Genomic DNA, 18,969 nt, shown 5'->3' with positions numbered 1-18,969 from the left:
AAGGATATGCGATAGTGAAAGAAATGGTGGAGGGAGAAGGATTCGAACCTTCGAAGGCTGAGCCGTCAGATTTACAGTCTGATCCCTTTGGCCACTCGGGAACCCCTCCACAAACTTTCTTTTTAGCTTTACAACTGACTTTTAAAATTGTCTTTCAAAACATCATCAATAACGGACTTGTTTATCAAGACAAAACTAAACATTGGCCATGTTTAGTTTTTGAAAATGATTCTCTGCGTTAGAGATAAAGATGGTGGAGGGAGAAGGATTCGAACCTTCGAAGGCTGAGCCGTCAGATTTACAGTCTGATCCCTTTGGCCACTCGGGAACCCCTCCACGAATACCTTTAACGCTTTTGTAAAACTCTACATCATTTTCGAACAACACGATAAAACTTGCAGTGCAAATGGTGGAGGGAGAAGGATTCGAACCTTCGAAGGCTGAGCCGTCAGATTTACAGTCTGATCCCTTTGGCCACTCGGGAACCCCTCCTCAATTGCGGCCGCCATAGTAGTCAGAAACCTTTTCCATGTAAATACCCAATTTAAAAATATTCCTAAAGTTATGTATCAAATGGTCGATTAACTAACAACGAATTGTTTTGACGATGTTTTTTTATGCAAATTGATGTTCCTTTAGTCAACGAAGCCCAAATTGGCACCCGCTTAAACGCGGCGATAGAAAACGACAGACGGGGCGAATTCGCCCTGTTGCTGTCGTTACTGTCGGTTGACGCACGGGACATGGCACAATTCCAATGGCAAAATGAACTCGATATGGCGCAAAAATTACAGCGTCAGTTCGAATTACCACCGCAGCAAAGTTTAATGGCGGATTTATCGTCTGCTGAACCAGTGGTTGATAACAGCAGTATTTTTATGGCTCAAGGTCCACGTGCGTTTCAATTACAACAAGCATTGCGACCGGAAGCCTTAGTCATCCGTGGCGGCGAGTCAGTCGCAATGGCAGAAGCGTTAAGTAACTGTGACCATGTCACTCAGCTGAGGCAAAGGGGCCAACTAACCGCGCCCAAAGTCGAGATCATGCACTTTGCTGATCAATTGGCAATCCAACGTAATCTTGTGTCTTTGCTCGCCTCAGCCTAAGGCCGTCTTCCCGCAAGTGATCTTCAATACACATCGGGTCAATCTGATCCATTTCGATAAATAAGCGTGAGCTAAAGCCAGTTATCTTGAAGCTTAATTACCTATAATTCGTATTAACCTATCGAGTTAAAATTTACCACGTTAAAAATTTAACGAGCATATTTTAGTGATGCCGTTAATCAGTCGCTCTATACATTAAGGAATACAGATGAAAGGCATAATAGAAGCACAGAGCCCGACAGTGAACGACACTTGCACCGATTGCGGCAGCTTTGTCGATATCGGCGCCGTTATTGATGAGCACGATACGTTATTGACGTTAAATTTTGTTGGCGATAGCGCTCAAGCGGATGCCGAAAGCATGGCAACACGCGCTCAAACTCGATTTGCTGAAGTGCAAACTGAATTTGTGACTAAGACTGAAGGCGTCGACTTACTGCTGACCTTCAATGTCAGCGCGGAAAAAATGATTTTTCAATTGGAAAACGGCCTGTAATTTTTAGAGCAGCACTTTAGTTTTTAGTCGGTTATAGATGTCACGGAAATCGCGCTAATTGCCTAAAAATGCTGCTATTGTTAACCAAATTGTAATAAATTGTGCCACATGTTGCTGTGCTTACAACAGTTAGTGTAATCTGCCTCCAAATAAGAATAATTCAATCAGCTTAATTCTAAATTTCAAGGTAAGTTTGCTAACAGCAAAGACCTTTAGCCCAACACGAAGTTTTGTAGGGAACCAGCGTGAAGCGACGTCAGCATCAGCATTTATTGGAGTCTTTGGTACAGTCAACTGCAAAACAGCAGGGCGATTTCACAAAGACGGCAGAGTTAACCACAGAGTTGTTGTGCCAGAATTTAGCGGTTTCTTTGGTATCAGTGTGGACTTTTTCATCTGATCAACAAACCCAATCACTCGTCGCACAATTTGGTTCTATGATGTTGCAAGACATTCATCGACCTAAGTTATTACAAGATTGTCCCCGGTATGTACACGAGCTCAAAACTCTGCGCCATATCGATGCAGGCAATGCCCTGACCGATCCACGTTTAAGTGAATTGGCTGAGTGCTATTTTATCCCGCGGCAAATCAACTCGAGTCTCGACATCGCCATTCGCATCAATGGTCATCTCGAAGGTGTGCTCTGCATCGAGCGGGCACAATTGACTCCCCACTGGCATGACAGTGAAATTCACCTCGCGTGCCAGATGGCCGACCAATTAGCCCTGACCTTAGCGACAAAGCACAGCTACGATAAAGAAGAAAGCTTGAGTTTATTTCGCTGTGCCACTGAACAATCGCGACAAATCAGTATGTTAATTAATTTGCATACTGAAAAAGTCGAGTATGTGAATCAGGCGCACAGTGAAATCACCGGCATACCCCGTGAGCAGATTATCGGCGCGAATATTCGTGAGTTGGCTTTTTTCAAGCAGCATGCCCAATTAGCCGAGCAAACCCTAGCGCAAATCTTTAGGGGGGAAATTGCCAAAGGCGAAGTGCAGTTTAGTCGTGCCGATGGCAGTCGTTATTGGCTGACATACGTGCTGAGTCAATTCATTACCGATCGCGGCAATCATTATGCCTTGGTCTCGTGTGAAGAAAATACCGATGAGCATAACTATAAGTCAGAGCTTGAACGGCTTGCTTGGCGTTGTGGATTAACGGGACTACATAACCGTACTCATTTTAATCGAGTCCTTGAACGTACCACGAAGGGACTGTTGTTATTAGTTGATTTAGTGGGATTTAAGCGTTTTAACGATACTTATGGCCATGAAAATGGCGATAGCTTGTTGATAGAAATTGCCCGCCGTTTGAAACATTTTTCTGAGATTAATAAGGCCACCGAAATTGCCCGCGTCGGCAGCGATGAATTTGCAGTGCTATTGACCGATGATAATGCCGTTTACGATCTCGATTATTTTAGTACTCGCCTGTATCAACATCTTGCTATGCCTATTTTAATCGGCCGTGAGCAAGTCGAACCAAAGCCTGCTTTAGCTGTGGTTGATATTGCCTCTGTGGCGAGTTTGTTTGCCCCATTAACCTGTGCCGATATTGCAGTGCAGTATGCTAAAAAGAAAAAAGGCACTGCAATCCAAGTATTTAACAGTACGTTATTGAGCGCATTTAAAGAGGATGCGCAGATAGAACGTGATTTACACAGTGCGATCCGTGGTCGTCAGTTTGAGCTTTATTATCAGCCACTGAGGGATCTTGAGCAGAATACCTATATTGGCGCCGAAGCCTTAATCCGTTGGCACCACCCTAAAAGAGGCGTGTTATTTCCAGCTTCCTTTATTGATATTGCTGAGCAGTCGGGGATGATAAATTCTATCGGCAGTTGGGTTTTAGAGGCCGCATGTCGACAGTTAAACCTATGGCAGCATCATAATGCAGATATGACAATGCATGTGAATGTGTCGGCCCGCCAGTTCTTCAGTGGTAATTTATTCGAGCAAGTGTGGCAGTTGTTGACGCGTTATCGCTTGAAACCTAAGACGTTAATCTTAGAGATCACAGAGACTGAATTGATGGGTGATATTCGTCACGCGACCTTGTTATGTCAAGAGTTAGCGGAATTAGGCGTAGGGCTCGCGATTGACGATTTTGGGACGGGTTACTGCTCTATGCGATATTTGAAGCAGTTTCCGATCAGTAAACTTAAGATTGATCGTTCGTTTATTTCAGATCTTACCGTCAGCCGCGAAAGTCGCGAAATTGTGTCAGCCATTATCGCCATGGCGAATGCATTAAATATATCTTTGACGGCAGAAGGGGTTGAAACCCTTGAGCAAGAAGCATTTTTAGCGAAAAGTTTTTGCCATCAGGCACAGGGTTATCTCTATAGCCCTGCATTACGGGAGCCTGAGTTTGCACAATTTATCTTGTCGGCTAAAAGCGCTTCGGTCATAACCCATTAAAGTTACACATAATCCACTAAGTCACAATTATTTCAAATGTGCTGCTCACGATAAAAAAAAAGGCAACCTAGGTTTGTAATCTAGGTTGCCTTTATTATTCATCTCTGTGCTTGTTCAATCAGCACTATAAACCTTCACCGTCATTCTCCAGTGCAGTTCAGCACTGTATACCTATTAAGATTTTAAGCAGCATTGTTTGAATTTTTTGCCACTATGGCAAATACAGAGATCATTTCTACCGGGTAATTTAGCCGTCATTTGCTGGCCTTGGCTGTAATACCAGCGACTTGCTTGATAGATAAATTCGGATCGCTCATAGATAGCATCAATTTCACCATCGAGCTTATACCAAGCTTTAAAAGTAACAGTGCCATGTCGTTGTTCAGCTATCGCCGCTTGAGCATTGTGGATTGGTGTTTCAGTGCTGCTCTGTACATCTAATCCTAACCAATGTGGGTGAGGACCAGCATTGAGGCTCGTGAGAGTAAGGCCATTTAGATAGTCTGGATGATGTGTTTTTAAAATGTAATCAAAATTTTTCAATACAAATGCGCAGTAGCGTGAGCGCATAAGTTGTTCAGGTGTACGGGCAATGATTTGCCCAGAGTCTACATGCGTATGCAGTGGACCACAGCAATCTTGATAGCTTATCCCACTGCCACAGGGGCAGGCTTGTTTAGTTGTAGTCATGTTAGCTAAATCTTTAGTTTAATTGTATTTGTTTGAATTTATTCGATTTATATCTAAATGCGTTAGATGTGAGACAGTCCATTTAAACGTAATCGGCATTAACATTAGGGTAATTTTTTACCCGCAGGTAAAGGCGGAAATTGGCGACCATAATATAAGTTAGGTACTGGTTTCGCATTCAGATAATAGCTAGGTTCTGCACGGTTATTGGTATCTAAGCTCACTTTCCATTGGGTGGATGAGACTTTTTCTGTACCAATAGCAAATTTGCCCGCAAATTCACTCACAGGTTCGCCAGTTTCTTGTGCTGGGTAAAATCGAACCAAATAATAGCCTGTATCTATGGCACCATTACCGATAATTTTGCGTTTAGTAATGCGAAAATCCACGTCGATAGTGGCTTTTTTGGCGCGGATTTTATCGAAAAACTTCTTGTAAATGGCGATAATATTGTCTCGTCCATAGTAAATTTCTTTACTTTGACTCTCAGATAAGTAGCTAGCGTCATCAGCGTAAATCTCACGGGTCACCTCAGGGGACAATTGATTAAAAGCGCTAATAAACAAAGGATAATTAGCGTTGATCAATTGATCATCAGTGGATTTTGTATGAGTTTTAGCTGGATTGGCTAAGCTTGGTAGTGACAATAAGCACATCAGGACTAGCGGCAAAAATTTCATTACTTTATTCTAATCTGGCAATCATGGCGTCACTATAATGGAGGCGCCCGCTGAACTAAAGCCTTGAATGTTTACAAAGTGTGTTTCTGTACAAGAGTGTGAAGTAAAGGAGCTTGCCATGCTGGATGATGAATCAGCACTGTTTTTTGAGGAAATGGCTGGAGTCGTACCACTAAAAGGCGATATGCCAGTGGTAAATTTAGCACCGAAAGCGTTGACGGCTGAGCAAATACACAGACGCGATGCTTTACAACGGGAAGCCTTCCTAGCGTGTATGCCACTGGATTTAAAAGCGTTTCCACAGCAAGCGCCAGATGACATTGTGAGCTTTAAGCGTGAGGGGGTACAAGGCGGCGTTTTTAAACGACTCCGAATGGGGCAATACAGCATCAAGATGGAGCTTGATGTGCATGCTTATCGGTTAAACCAAGCTCGTGATGCCGTCCTTAACTATTTACTGGCAGCGCAGGCACATGGTGAACGCTGTGTCATGTTGATCCACGGTAAAGGCTATCAGAGTCAACCCTTTGCGGGATTGCTCAAATCCGCTGTGTGCTATTGGTTATCACAACTCGACATGGTGCTTGCCTATCATTCGGCGAAAACCGAGCAGGGCGGTGCTGGGGCACTTTATGTGATGTTAACTAAGTCAGAACAGCTTAAGCTTGAAAACCGTGAAGCCAATCGTAAAGGAATGGGATGGCGTTAGATTAAACAGATAAGTATTGAATAAAAATGCCCAATTTTATTGGGCATTTTGTTTTATGTTATTGGGTGATGATTTTATGAACCCTTACCAACCACACTGGCGGTTTGCGGTGGTATTTTGCTCATCTAACCATGTTTTAAGTGGGGCGAAGTAATCGAGCACCGCTTTTGCATCCATCGTTTCTTTGCCGGTGACTTCTTTCAATGCTTCTGGCCAAGGTTTACTTAAGCCTAACTCGAGCATCTTATTGAGTTTCTCTCCCGCGGCTTGATTACCATAAATACTGCATCTGTGTACCGGACCTTTATCGCCTGCAGTTTCACACAGCGCTTGATGGAATTGGAATTGCAAAATATGCGCTAGGAAGTAACGGGTGTAGGGTACATTGCCTGGTACATGGTATTTAGCACCCGGATCAAAATCTGCTTCACTACGTTCAGTCGGTGCTTTGACGCCTTGGTATTTTTCCCTCAGATCCCACCAAGCTTGGTTATATTGGGCGGGCGTGATTTCGCCGCTAAACACTTTCCAGCGCCACTGATCTATCATCAGGCCAAAGGGCAAGAAAGCAATTTTGTCTAAGGCTTGTTTTAGTAAGAGGCCGATATCCTTAGATGCATCAGGTACTTCTTCTAATAAGCCGATTTGCTTTAAATAGCTTGGCGTAATCGACAGTGCAATTGTGTCACCAATGGCTTCATGGAAACCATCGTTGGCGCTGTTTTTAAACAGGAAGGGTTGTTGCTTATAAGCGCGTTGATAGAAGTTATGCCCAAGTTCGTGGTGGATAACGCTAAAATCTTCGGCAGTTTTTTGGATACACATTTTAATGCGGATATCGTCGAGATTATCGAGATCCCACGCCGAAGCGTGACAAACCACATCACGGTCCTTTGGTTGTACGAATAGAGAACGCGCCCAAAAACTTTCTGGCAATGGTGCGAACCCTAATGATGTGAAGAAGCCTTCGGCTTGTTTCACCATTTTATGCTCGTCATAGCCTTTCTTTGCCAGTAACTCAGTGACATCGTAACCCGGATCGGCATTGTCAGGGGCGACGAGATCATACACATTGCCCCATTGCTGGGCCCACATGTTGCCAAGTAAGTGTGCAGGGATGGGGCCAGTGGTCGGTGCGACGCTATCGCCGTATTCTTTATTGAGTTCACCGCGCACATAACAGTGCAAAGATTCATAAAGGGGTTTTACTTGGCCCCAAAGACGATCGAGTTCCTGTGAAAAATCATCGGGCTTCATATCATATTGACTGCGCCATAGCTCAGACAGGTTGGCATAACCAAGATCCTTCGCGCCTTCATTGGCCAGTTCCACTTCACGTTGAAACAAGGGACGCATAGGTTTGGCGATTTCACGCCAGCCTTTCCACGCTTCCAGTAATTTTACGGGATCACGTGATTCGGCCATTAAGCTCGATAGCTCAGGCTGAGTCATACACTTGCCGTCGGCAAAACAGTATTTTCCTTTGCCGTACAAGCCATTTAATTCTGAACTAATTTGTGCCAGCTCGGTATTCTTCGCAGGATCGAGCGGCGCGGGTAACACTAGCGCACTGCGCAGGATATTGAGCTTGCGGGCATTAATAGGATCGAGTTCTACATTGGCGTACTTAGCCGCCTCGGTTGCAAATTTTACCGACGCTGCACTGACCTTTTCGCCGACTGCAGCAGACAGGGCCGCGGTATCATCAGTAATAAAGTTGCTGTAAATCCACTCGGCGCGATTAGATTCAATCGATAATTCGGCCATCTTGGCTTCAGCATCATTAATAAAAGCAATGGCTTGTGCTTTATCTGGGGCGGTATTGATGACAGCTGCTTCTGCTGTATCTGTCTTGTCTGTTTTACTTTGAGCATCATTACAGGCCGTTAATCCCAGCGAGAGTGCCACTGTGAGGGCGATTTTACTGCGACGATTCAATGAAATAACCATGTCTAGTTGTCCTTGTTGTTTTTGTGTTAAACAGTTTACCTAAACCACAGGGTTATTGCACAAGGGTTAATTGACTTGTTTTTAACACTTATTCGGACATGTACGACATACCGCTTGTATCACAGACTAGAAAGCGGTGAATTTGTCCAATTTTAGTTTGACATCCGTGGTGCCAATGTTTAATTTAAACGAGTGTTTTAAATTAATTCAAGGTCACGGAATGGCAAGTCGATCCGATACAAAAACTAGAATACTTGATGCCGCAGAAAAACTGTTCGCCGAACGGGGCTTTTCTGAGACCTCTTTGCGACTCATTACCAGCAAAGCTGAGGTGAATTTAGCATCGGTCAATTATCACTTTGGTTCTAAAAAAGAGCTTATCCGTGCAGTGTTAGCCCGCTATTTAGACGTGTTTATGCCTGCCGCTTCAAGCCAAATTCATCGTTTAAATGCCGCTCCAGCACAAGCAACACTCGAAGAGATCCTGTCTTCTTTGGTCGATCCTTTATTGGATTTAAACGCGCTACGTACCGAAGGCACCACGATCTTCCTGCAGCTTTTAGGCCGTGGCTATATCGAAAGCCAAGGGCATTTACGTTGGTTTATCACGACCCATTACGGCCAGCATCTGGATGCTTTTGTTAAAGCCGTTTCGGCCAGTGCGCCACATATTCCACCCGCTGAAATGTTTTGGCGCTTACACTTTACCTTAGGCACTATCGTGTTCACTATGGCGTCCGCTGATGCCCTAAATGACATTGCTGCTGCTGAGTTTGGTGAGCATAACGACATCGAAGCCGTGATCCGTAAAGTGATCCCCTACATGGCGGCTGGCGTATCAGTCCCCGTTTCTTCTTAATTAAAAGGTCTTGATAATGTTGACGATTATAATTCTTGCCCTGATAGCCATTGTCGTGTTGTTTGCGGTGAAAAATATCCGGATGCAGTTTATTACCCGCCCAGTTTTTAGTTTTTTCAAGAAGGTCTTGCCGCCACTTTCCGATACAGAGCGTGAAGCGATGGAAGCGGGTGATGTTTGGTGGGAAGGGGAGTTATTTCGCGGAAATCCTAACTGGAATACCTTGCATAGCTATGGCAAACCCACGCTAACTGCAGAAGAAAAAGACTTTATTGATAATCAAGTGATGACAGCACTGACGATGATCGATGATTTCGACATAGTGCATAACCGCAAGGATTTACCGCCAGAGCTGTGGGAATACTTTAAGAAAGAAGGTTTCTTCGCACTGATCATTCCGAAGAAATTTGGTGGTAAAGCTTTCTCTGCCTATGCAAACTCGACCATTGTCAGCAAATTAGCCAGCCGCAGCGTAAGCGCTGCTGTTACAGTAATGGTGCCGAACTCTTTAGGCCCTGGTGAGTTGCTGACCCACTATGGTACGAGCGAGCAGAAAGAACGCTGGTTACCTGCTTTAGCTAAAGGCGATGAAATTCCTTGTTTTGCATTAACTGGTCCAGAAGCGGGCAGTGATGCCGGCGCTATCCCCGATGTAGGTATTGTGTGTCGTGATATTTTCAACGGCGAAGAAATGCTTGGGCTTAAACTTACATGGGATAAGCGTTATATCACGCTGGCTCCTGTAGCAACAGTTCTGGGGTTAGCGTTCCAAATGCGCGATCCTGAAGGTCTGCTTGGCGATAAGAAAAACTTAGGCATTACCTGTGCGTTGATCCCAACGGATCATCCTGGTGTGGTGATTGGTCGTCGTCATAATCCGCTGGGTATGGCGTTTATGAACGGTACTACTCAAGGTAAAGAAGTGTTTATCCCGCTCGATTGGATTATCGGTGGCCCTGAGTTTGCAGGTAAAGGCTGGCGTATGCTGGTTGAGTGTTTGTCAGCGGGCCGCGGTATTTCATTGCCAGCATTGGCAACGGCTTCTGGTCACATGGCGACTAAGACGACAACGGCTTACAGCTACGTGCGTCACCAGTTTGGTATGGCAATTGGTCAGTTTGAAGGGGTGCAAGAAGCGCTGGCGCGTATTATTGCCAACACTTATCAGTTAGAAGCTGCGCGTCGTTTAACAACCACGGGTATCGATCTAAAAGTCAAACCTTCGGTCGTGACCGCGATAGCTAAGTACCACATGACTGAATTAGGCCGTTCAGTGATGAATGATGCCATGGATATTCAATCGGGTAAGGGCATTCAATTAGGACCTAAAAACTATTTAGGCCACCCTTATATGTCGAATCCAATTTCGATCACTGTGGAAGGCGCGAATATTCTAACCCGCTCATTGATGATTTTTGGTCAAGGTGCGACTCGCTGCCATCCTTACGTACTTGCCGAAATGGAAGCCGCAGCGATGGAAAACCAACATGAAGCCTTAGAGCGTTTTGATGCGTTATTAATGGGTCACATGGGTTATGCCACGCGTAATGCTTTCAGTGCTTTGTTTAGCGCGTTAAGCGGTAGCCGTTTTGGCAGTGCGCCAGTGAGCGGTGAAACTAAGCAGTACTATAAAGATATGTCGCGTATTTCGTCTGCATTAGCCTTAATGACAGATTTATCAATGCTGATCATGGGCGGCGATTTAAAACGCAAAGAAATGCTCTCAGCACGTATGGGTGATGTGCTCAGCCAGTTATATTTAGGCTCAGCAACCTTGAAGTTGTTTGAAGATAATGGCCGTCAACAGGACGATTTGCCTGCGGTACGTTATGTAATGGCCAATCGTTTGCACTTGGCGGCTAAAGCGTTGGAAGACACGATTCGTAACTTTCCAAGCCGTCCTGTGGCATGGTTACTGCGTGGCTTAATCTTCCCGCTGGGTAATCACTTCACTGCACCGAGCGACAAAATGGCGACCGATTTAGTTAGCGGTATGTTGAAGCCTGGCCCAGCTCGTGAACGTATTACTTTCTTATGTCCTGAATTTGAAGGGGATAAGGGCGGTATTGCTGAAGTTGAGCAAGCATTTATCGCGCAATATGCCTGTAAAGATATCTATAAAAAACTGAAGAAAGCGCAGCGTGCCGGTGAGTTGCCAGCAAAAGTGCCTAATCAAGTCTTGTTTGCAAAAGCACTCGAGACTGGCGTTATCACTGCCGACGAAGAACAAAAGTTACAGCATGCTGATAAGCTGCGCTTAGCGGCAATTAATGTGAATGATTTCGAAGCGTTATAGTGATTGCTAGTGTTTGATGTTAGCGTTTAATGTTAGTGCAGTTTGGTCTAGATGGTTACGTCGCTTGGGCAGCTTGGATTTCCCTCAGCAATGAGAGTCTGGCAAATTTTCATCAACATAAATCAGCACTTACAGAAAACAGTCAATATAAAAAAACCACCTTCATGAGGTGGTTTTTTATTGGCTGTTTTCTAACGAGCTTGAGTTGTTAGAGGAAGCTTAAGCTACTTAAGCTACGATCAACACTTTACAGGTGTTAGTGCCGCCGATGGTTTCCATTGCATCGCCTTTGGTCATCAGCACCATATCACCGCTATTCAAATAACCTGCCGCTGTTAATGCTTCTAACGCTTTTTGCGCTAGCTCATCGGCTGGGTGGATAGTTGAATCGAAGTAGATTGGCAACACGCCGCGGTACAAGGCCATTTTGGCTAGGGTTGTTGCGTGACGTGATAAACCCAGGATTGGCAGTGAAGAACTGATACGAGACATCAACTGTGGTGTTGCACCTGATTCAGTCAGAGCGATAATCGCCTTAACGCCTTCTAGGTGGTTTGCTGCATACATAGTTGATAGCGCAATGGTTTCTTCAACTGAAGTGAAACGCACATCTAATCTATGCTTAGACACAATCACACTTGGGTGAGATTCAGCGCCAACACACACGTTTGCCATTGCCTTAACGGTTTCTTCTGGGAAGTCACCGGCAGCAGTTTCAGCAGATAACATCACAGCATCGGTACCATCAAGCACAGCGTTCGCCACGTCCATCACTTCGGCGCGGGTTGGCATTGGGCTTGAAATCATCGATTCCATCATCTGAGTGGCAGTGATGACGACTTTATTCAGTTGGCGTGAGCGGGCGATTAACTTCTTCTGCACTGCAACGAGTGCAGCATCACCAATTTCAACACCTAAGTCACCACGGGCAACCATAACCACGTCAGACGCTAAGATCACATCGTCCATAGCCGCATCGGTCGCAACCGCTTCAGCACGTTCTACTTTAGCCACGATCAAGGCATTGCAACCGGCTTGACGGGCAAGATCACGGGCGTAATCTAAATCAGCACCACTGCGCGGGAAAGACACGGCTAAATAATCCACTTGGATCATTGCCGCAGTCAAAATGTCAGCCTTGTCTTTTTCGGTCAGCGCAGCAGCAGAAAGTCCGCCGCCTTGTTTGTTAATACCTTTGTTGTTAGATAAAGGGCCTGCCACAGTCACTGTGGTATGCACTTTACGGCCTTCAACACGCTCAACGCGTAATTGAACACGGCCATCATCTAACATCAGGATATCGCCAACAGTCACATCGTCTGGCAATTGCTTGTAATCGATACCCACTTGGGTCTCGTCGCCTTCACCTTTGGCTAACTCGGCATCAAGTACATAGGCTTGACCTAATACGAGTTGTACTTTCTTATTGTCTTTGAAAGTAGAAACGCGGATTTTAGGGCCTTGTAAGTCACCAAGAATGGCCACATGAACGCCTAACTCTTTAGCGATTTCGCGCGCTTGAGTTGCTCGTTTTAAGTGATCTTCTGGGGAACCGTGGGAGAAATTAAGACGTACAACGTTTGCACCTGCCGCGATGATGCGGCGTAGATTATCATCACGATCGGTAGCGGGACCTAGAGTGGTGACGATTTTGGTTCTGCGGAACATAAGGATACTCCGTTAAAGTTAAAAAAAATCTTGGGACTATATTACCATGCAATTCCAAATTTTGTAGTAAAGTTACAATCAAATTGATCTAAAGTTATGTATGAAAATTGTGAGGTATCGCTGATATTTGCACGATAAATGGCTAGGTTAAGGATCAACACTAGCCATTTTTAGAAAAGGAAGTGAGTTACAGTATCGGATCTTTATTGATGCGAGACTCTTTTAACACTTCTTTCACTCGTTTCAAATTATCGCGGAAACGTGGGCCTCTACGTAAGGTAAAACCCGTTGCCAATACATCTATAGTGACTAATTGGGCTAAACGCGAGGCCATAGGTAAATACATGTCTGTATCTTCTGGCACTTCCATTGTCACGGGCAGTGTACATTCCATTGACAAAGGCGAGTTGCGGGCGGTAATACCAATCACAGCTGCACCATTTTCTCTCGCTAAACGCGCGATTTCAATCAATGACTTAGTACGGCCAGTGTGGGAAATCAATACCACCACATCGCCCTCATTACTGTTGATACAGCTCATGCGTTGCATTAGAACATCGTCAAAACAGATGACAGGGACATTAAAGCGGAAGAATTTATTTTGCGCGTCATGGGCAACTGAAGCGGATGCGCCTAGGCCAAAAAAGGAAATAGTCTTAGCTTGAGTGAGAATATCAACGGCTTTATTAATGGCTGAAATGTCTAGGCTTTGACGTGCGGTATCGAGCGAAGCCATTGAAGATTCGAATATTTTTGTCGTGTAAGACTCAGTTGAATCATCTTCTTCAACGTGGCGGCTCACATAAGGTGTACCGTTCGCAAGACTTTGCGCTAGATGTAACTTAAAATCAGGGAAACCTTTAGTATCTAAGCGGCGGCAGAAACGATTCACAGTAGGTTCACTGACATCTGCCATCTTAGCCAGTGTGGCGATGCTAGAATGTATAGCTGTCTGTGGTGATGCTAAGATCACCTCTGCAACTTTGCGTTCTGATTTACTAAAATGGGTGAGGCTTTTTTGAACCTTTTCTAGGGTATTCATACGCGTATGTCCGCTAAATTGAGAATGTAATTTTATTTATTTTTATTTCGTGGGAGCAGATCAAGACTGGCGGCCCACTAATAGACTCTATGTAGTAACTTTTCAGTACAATTTTGAAATAAGACTTTACTACCTTCAGTAATTTAAGCACAAAAAGCATATCAGATTTATGCAGCAAGTGACTAGTTAGCTAGAATGTTAATATTTATAAAAATAGATGCATTTAACAAATTCTGTTGTTATATTACAACAAAAGTGTGGATTTCTTCATCGACATGAAGGGACACGACATACAAAGGAGATCGTAACGCAATGGGCAAAACAACATCAGGCGCCAAAGCTTGTGACTTCGTACTCTTTGGTACTAAAGGCGATTTGGCACGACGCAAGTTGTTACCTTCTTTATACCAGCTAGATAAAGCTGAACTTCTCGATAAAGATACGAAAGTGATCGGTGTCGCGAAAGACGAGTTTACTCAAGATGAGTTTATCGAATTAGTCACGCTTGCATTAAACACCTTCGTGAAAGAGCCTTTGTGCGAAGAGACTCTCCAACGTTTCCTGTCCCGCTGCCACTATATTGGCACTAACTTTACCGATTCAGCGGGCTACAGTGCCTTCCATGATCTGCTCAAACCAGAAGAGCGCGTTATGGTCAGTTACTTTGCTACGCCACCTGCAATATTCGGCGACATTTGCCGTTGTTTGCATGAACAAGATCTTATCCACCCAGATTCACGCGTGGTGCTCGAAAAGCCCATCGGCTCAGATTTAGACTCTTCTCGTGTTATCAATGACCAAGTTTCCGCTTACTTCAAAGAACGTCAGGTTTACCGTATCGACCATTACTTAGGTAAAGAAACCGTACAGAACTTGATTGCCCTGCGTTTTGCCAACTCTTTATTTGCCTCTAAGTGGGACAACCGTACGATTGACCACGTCCAGATCACAGTAGCAGAAGAAGTGGGTATCGAAGGCCGTTGGGGTTACTTCGACAAAGCGGGTCAGATGCGCGACATGATCCAAAACCATTTGCTACAAGTGTTAACACTCGTTGCCATGGACCCACCTGTTAACTTAGACGCTGACAGTATCCGTGATGAAAAAGTTAAAGTGCTCAAATCACTGCGTCCGATTAATTCTGACAATGTGTATGAAAATACCGTACGCGGTCAGTACAGCGCAGGCTTCTTAAAGGGCAGTCCAGTACCGGGTTATTTAGAAGAAGAAGGCGCCAACCTTCAATCACACACAGAAACCTTCGTGGCTATTCGTGTGGATATCGACAACTGGCGTTGGGCGGGCGTGCCTTTCTATTTACGTAGCGGTAAACGTATGCCGTTTAAGAGCTCTGAAATTGTGGTGTATTTCAAAAACCCACCGCATAACTTATATCGCTCAAGCTACCGAAATCTGCCACCGAACAAGCTGACGATCCGTCTGCAGCCCCATGAAGGGGTTGAAATCCAGATGATGAACAAAGTGCCAGGTTTGGAGCAGAAACAACGTCTACAAACCACTAAACTCGATTTGAGCTTCTCCGATACCTTTAAAAATGAACGCATCGCCGATGCCTATGAGCGTCTATTACTCGAAGCTATGCTCGGTAATCAAGCGCTGTTCGTGCGCCGCGACGAAGTCGAGCAGGCATGGACTTGGGTGGATGGCATTATCCAATCGTGGGAACAAAGCAACGAAAAACCAAAACCTTATCCTGCGGGTACTTGGGGTCCAGTTGCGTCAGTTGCTTTGATCACCAAAGATGGCCGTTCGTGGGACGAGTAGGAGACTTTGATGATTAAAGAAACCGTATTCAAATCTTTCGATACGCCAAGTGCGTTAGAACAACAGCTTGCGAATAGAATTGCGAGCCAGTTGCAGGAAGCCGTCGATGCCCGCGGAAAAGCGAGCTTAGTGGTTTCCGGTGGTTCGACGCCGCTTAAGTTATTTCAACTATTGAGCATGAAATCCATCGATTGGAGTGATGTTTATATCACGCTTGCCGATGAGCGCTGGGTTGAAGCCGACGCCGATGCATCTAATGAGCGTCTCGTGCGTGAACATTTATTACAAAACCGTGCGGCGAATGCCAAATTCCGCGGTTTAAAAAACATGTTTTCGACCGCAGAAGCGGGCGCCGATATGGCCGCCGAGTCCTTGTCTAACTTCCCACGTCCTTTTGATGTGGTGGTGTTAGGCATGGGTAACGATGGTCATACCTGCTCTTGGTTTCCCTGCAGTGCTGAGCTTGAAAATGCGCTCACAACCCAAGCCCTGTGTGTGGCGACGAACCCCACCACAGCGCCCCATGGTAGAATTACGCTCTCTAAGAGTGCGATTCTGAACAGCAGACAAATTTATCTGCACTTGGTCGGGGAACAGAAATTATCCGTATATCGTCAAGCGTTAGAAAGTGATGATGTCCATGCTATGCCTATCAGAGCCGTATTAGCGCAGCGTAAAACGCCCGTTGATGTGTTCTGGAGCGCTTAAGGAGTCACTATGCACTCAGTAGAAATACACTCAGTAGTTCAAGCTGTTACCGACAGAATTATTGCCCGTAGCAAAGCGTCACGTGAAGGTTATCTCGCCGCATTGAATGATGCTCGTAACCATGGTGTACACCGTAGCTCATTGAGCTGTGGCAACTTAGCCCATGGTTTTGCCGCCTGTAATCCAGACGACAAAAATGCATTGCGTCAATTGAATAAGGCGAACATCGGCATAGTGACGGCATTTAACGATATGTTATCTGCGCACCAACCCTATGAAAGCTATCCTGAATTGCTTAAAAAAGCCTGTCAGGAAGTCGGCAGTGTTGCACAAGTGGCGGGCGGTGTTCCGGCCATGTGTGACGGTGTGACTCAAGGTCAACCCGGTATGGAATTGAGCTTACTGAGTCGTGAAGTGATTGCGATGGCAACGGCTGTGGGCTTGTCTCACAACATGTTTGATGGCGCTTTACTGCTCGGCATTTGCGATAAAATCGTACCAGGTTTGCTTATCGGCGCCTTAAGCTTTGGTCACTTGCCTATGTTATTCGTGCCTGCTGGGCCGATGAAATCAGGTATCCCGAACAAAGAAAAAGCCCGTATTCGTCAGCAATTTGCCCAAGGTAAAGTGGATCGCGCGCAACTGTTAGAAGCTGAAGCCCAGTCTTACCACAGTGCAGGAACCTGTACTTTCTACGGCACGGCAAACTCGAATCAGTTGATGCTTGAAGTGATGGGCCTGCAGTTACCTGGCTCGTCATTTGTGAATCCTGATGATCCACTGCGCGAAGCGTTAAATAAGATGGCAGCTAAGCAAGTGTGTCGTTTAACCGAAATGGGCACCCAATATACCCCAATCGGTGAAGTGGTCAGCGAAAAATCTGTGGTTAACGGCATTGTGGCACTTTTGGCTACTGGCGGTTCTACTAACTTGACGATGCACATTGTCGCCGCGGCTCGTGCTGCCGGTATTATTGTGAACTGGGATGATTTTTCTGAATTATCCGATGCTGTACCATTAGTGGCGCGCGTGTATCCAAACGGTCATGCCGATATTAATCATTTCCATGCAGCCGGTGGCATGGCGTACTTAATCAAAGAATTGCTCGATGCGGGGCTATTGCATGAAGATGTGGATACCGTTGCGGGTTTTGGTTTACGCCGTTATACCCAAGAGCCAAGGCTGCTCGACGGTGAACTGCGCTGGGTCGATGGTCCAACGACTAGCTTAGATACTGAAGTGTTAACGTCAGTCGCATCACCTTTCCAAGGCAACGGTGGCTTAAAATTACTCAAAGGTAACTTAGGCCGCGCTGTGATCAAAGTGTCAGCAGTACAAGAACAACATCGTGTCGTTGAAGCGCCCGCAGTGGTGATTGACGATCAAAACAAACTCGATGCCTTGTTCCAAGCCGGTGCTTTGGATAGAGATTGTGTTGTGGTGGTTAAAGGTCAAGGCCCGAAAGCTAACGGTATGCCAGAACTGCACAAGTTAACCCCATTATTGGGAACGCTTCAGGACAAAGGCTTTAAAGTCGCGCTGCTGACCGACGGTCGCATGTCTGGTGCGTCGGGTAAAGTCCCTGCGGCCATTCATTTAACGCCAGAAGCCTTAGATGGCGGTTTAATTGCCAAAGTCCAAGATGGCGACTTGATCCGTGTCGATGCGTTAACAGGCGAACTGAGCCTGCTTGTCTCTGAAGCTGAACTTGCCACCAGAGCCGCGGGAATAGTGGATTTACATCGCTCACGTTATGGCATGGGCCGCGAGTTATTTAGTGCGCTACGTTCAAATCTAAGTAGTCCAGAAACTGGTGCGCGTTGTACTAATGCCATCGATGAACTTTATTAATACAAAGGAAGAATAACGCAATGCTTGAGAATAACTGGTCACTACAGCCACAAGATATTTTTAAACGCAGCCCTATTGTTCCTGTTATGGTGATTAACAAGATTGAACATGCGGTGCCATTAGCGCGAGCACTGGTTGCCGGCGGCATTAGCGTGTTAGAAGTGACTTTGCGTACGCCTTGTGCACTCGAAGCTATCACTAAAATCGCTAAAGAAGTGCCTGAGGCCTTAGTGGGCGCAGGGACTATCCTAAACGAAGCTCAGCTTGATCTTGCGATTGCCGCGGGTGCGCAGTTTATTATTACCCCAGGCGCGACGGTTGAACTGCTCAAAGCGGGTATGCATGGTCCAATCCCTTTAATTCCAGGGGTTGCGAGCATTTCAGAAGTGATGACGGGGATGGCGCTCGGTTACACCCACTTTAAATTCTTCCCAGCTGAAGCTTCGGGTGGTGTCGATGCCCTTAAAGCCTTCTCGGGTCCGCTAGCGGATATTCGCTTCTGCCCAACAGGTGGCATTACGCCAAGCAGCTATAAAGATTATTTAGCGCTGAAAAACGTCGATTGTATTGGTGGTAGTTGGATTGCGCCAACGGATGCAATGGAACACGGCGATTGGGATCGTATCACTCAACTTTGTAAAGATGCCATTGGCGCTTTATAAATCGAGTTTGAAATAGTGACAAAATAAAAAACCACCGC

At 45.5% G+C, this 18,969-nt stretch carries 15 protein-coding genes and 3 tRNA genes; 10 read left to right on the top strand and 8 right to left on the bottom strand.

The features are described 5' to 3' along the window. Window positions 1-24 precede the first annotated feature (24 nt). The 3 genes from L5M28_RS15535 to L5M28_RS15525 all read right to left on the bottom strand — a co-directional run bounded on the left by L5M28_RS15535 (window position 25) and on the right by L5M28_RS15525 (window position 492). A tRNA-Tyr gene (locus L5M28_RS15535) sits at window positions 25-109 on the bottom strand. A 142-nt stretch (window positions 110-251) separates the two neighbouring features. Further along, window positions 252-336 (bottom strand) — tRNA-Tyr (locus tag L5M28_RS15530). A 71-nt stretch (window positions 337-407) separates the two neighbouring features. Then, window positions 408-492, bottom strand: a tRNA-Tyr gene (locus L5M28_RS15525). A gap of 125 nt (window positions 493-617) precedes the next feature. Between L5M28_RS15525 and L5M28_RS15520 the strand changes: the two genes are divergently transcribed. The 3 genes from L5M28_RS15520 (at window position 618) to L5M28_RS15510 (ending at window position 4,031) form a co-directional block, all read left to right on the top strand. Next, entirely contained in the window at window positions 618-1,106 is a 489-nt protein-coding gene (locus L5M28_RS15520) for a VC2046/SO_2500 family protein (protein WP_263141936.1), read from the top strand. A 208-nt stretch (window positions 1,107-1,314) separates the two neighbouring features. Continuing rightward, window positions 1,315-1,602, top strand: coding sequence for a DUF406 family protein (locus L5M28_RS15515; protein ID WP_113939682.1), 288 nt, complete (start codon window positions 1,315-1,317; stop codon window positions 1,600-1,602). Window positions 1,603-1,847: 245 nt separating this feature from the next. Then, on the top strand, window positions 1,848-4,031 hold the full coding sequence (locus tag L5M28_RS15510; RefSeq protein ID WP_263195809.1) for a putative bifunctional diguanylate cyclase/phosphodiesterase: 2,184 nt from the start codon (window positions 1,848-1,850) through the stop codon (window positions 4,029-4,031). Window positions 4,032-4,205: 174 nt separating this feature from the next. On the opposite strand, the gene L5M28_RS15505 is transcribed toward L5M28_RS15510, so the two are convergent. Together L5M28_RS15505 and L5M28_RS15500 are read right to left on the bottom strand one after the other, a co-directional pair. Continuing rightward, window positions 4,206-4,721 carry a YchJ family protein gene (locus L5M28_RS15505; RefSeq protein ID WP_263203791.1) on the bottom strand — a complete coding sequence of 172 codons (516 nt, stop codon included), beginning with the start codon at window positions 4,719-4,721 and terminating at the stop codon, window positions 4,206-4,208. Between the two features lie 104 nt (window positions 4,722-4,825). Continuing rightward, window positions 4,826-5,401: a nuclear transport factor 2 family protein gene (locus L5M28_RS15500; protein ID WP_198573475.1), complete on the bottom strand. Its 576-nt coding sequence runs from the start codon at window positions 5,399-5,401 to the stop codon at window positions 4,826-4,828. Between the two features lie 118 nt (window positions 5,402-5,519). Between L5M28_RS15500 and smrA the strand changes: the two genes are divergently transcribed. Next, complete coding sequence (gene smrA / locus L5M28_RS15495) at window positions 5,520-6,110, top strand: DNA endonuclease SmrA (protein ID WP_198573474.1); 591 nt, start codon at window positions 5,520-5,522, stop codon at window positions 6,108-6,110. 84 nt (window positions 6,111-6,194) lie between these two features. On the opposite strand, the gene L5M28_RS15490 is transcribed toward smrA, so the two are convergent. Further along, window positions 6,195-8,060 carry a M2 family metallopeptidase gene (locus L5M28_RS15490; RefSeq protein ID WP_263203790.1) on the bottom strand — a complete coding sequence of 622 codons (1,866 nt, stop codon included), beginning with the start codon at window positions 8,058-8,060 and terminating at the stop codon, window positions 6,195-6,197. 220 nt (window positions 8,061-8,280) lie between these two features. On the opposite strand from L5M28_RS15490, the gene L5M28_RS15485 reads away from it, so the two are divergent. Both L5M28_RS15485 and L5M28_RS15480 read left to right on the top strand, forming a co-directional pair. Then, the gene (locus L5M28_RS15485; RefSeq protein WP_028760001.1) at window positions 8,281-8,919 is read left to right on the top strand and encodes a TetR/AcrR family transcriptional regulator; all 639 of its coding nucleotides are present in this window, start codon (window positions 8,281-8,283) and stop codon (window positions 8,917-8,919) included. 16 nt (window positions 8,920-8,935) lie between these two features. Beyond that, the gene (locus L5M28_RS15480; protein WP_263203788.1) at window positions 8,936-11,215 is read left to right on the top strand and encodes an acyl-CoA dehydrogenase; all 2,280 of its coding nucleotides are present in this window, start codon (window positions 8,936-8,938) and stop codon (window positions 11,213-11,215) included. 228 nt (window positions 11,216-11,443) lie between these two features. On the opposite strand, the gene pyk is transcribed toward L5M28_RS15480, so the two are convergent. Further along, window positions 11,444-12,883 (bottom strand): pyruvate kinase, encoded by a 1,440-nt coding sequence (pyk, locus tag L5M28_RS15475; RefSeq protein ID WP_105252459.1) that lies wholly within the window; start codon window positions 12,881-12,883, stop codon window positions 11,444-11,446. 187 nt (window positions 12,884-13,070) lie between these two features. Next, complete coding sequence (locus tag L5M28_RS15470) at window positions 13,071-13,925, bottom strand: MurR/RpiR family transcriptional regulator (protein WP_006081563.1); 855 nt, start codon at window positions 13,923-13,925, stop codon at window positions 13,071-13,073. 312 nt (window positions 13,926-14,237) lie between these two features. Between L5M28_RS15470 and zwf the strand changes: the two genes are divergently transcribed. From zwf to L5M28_RS15450, 4 genes are read left to right on the top strand one after another with little or no spacing between them, the layout of a single operon-like run. Further along, complete coding sequence (gene zwf, locus L5M28_RS15465; RefSeq protein ID WP_028759998.1) at window positions 14,238-15,710, top strand: glucose-6-phosphate dehydrogenase; 1,473 nt, start codon at window positions 14,238-14,240, stop codon at window positions 15,708-15,710. A gap of 9 nt (window positions 15,711-15,719) precedes the next feature. Further along, the gene (pgl, locus tag L5M28_RS15460) at window positions 15,720-16,418 is read left to right on the top strand and encodes a 6-phosphogluconolactonase (protein ID WP_105252460.1); all 699 of its coding nucleotides are present in this window, start codon (window positions 15,720-15,722) and stop codon (window positions 16,416-16,418) included. 24 nt (window positions 16,419-16,442) lie between these two features. Continuing rightward, on the top strand, window positions 16,443-18,269 hold the full coding sequence (gene edd / locus L5M28_RS15455; RefSeq protein WP_263182370.1) for a phosphogluconate dehydratase: 1,827 nt from the start codon (window positions 16,443-16,445) through the stop codon (window positions 18,267-18,269). Between the two features lie 20 nt (window positions 18,270-18,289). Continuing rightward, window positions 18,290-18,931, top strand: coding sequence for a bifunctional 4-hydroxy-2-oxoglutarate aldolase/2-dehydro-3-deoxy-phosphogluconate aldolase (locus L5M28_RS15450; protein ID WP_028759995.1), 642 nt, complete (start codon window positions 18,290-18,292; stop codon window positions 18,929-18,931). Window positions 18,932-18,969: the final 38 nt, after the last annotated feature.

The organism is Shewanella sp. SW32 (assembly GCF_025653365.1).
In the GTDB taxonomy this organism is placed as follows: domain Bacteria; phylum Pseudomonadota; class Gammaproteobacteria; order Enterobacterales; family Shewanellaceae; genus Shewanella; species Shewanella oncorhynchi.
Note: the sequence above shows the minus strand (reverse complement) of the source record. Positions and strands in the feature narration are given on the sequence as shown.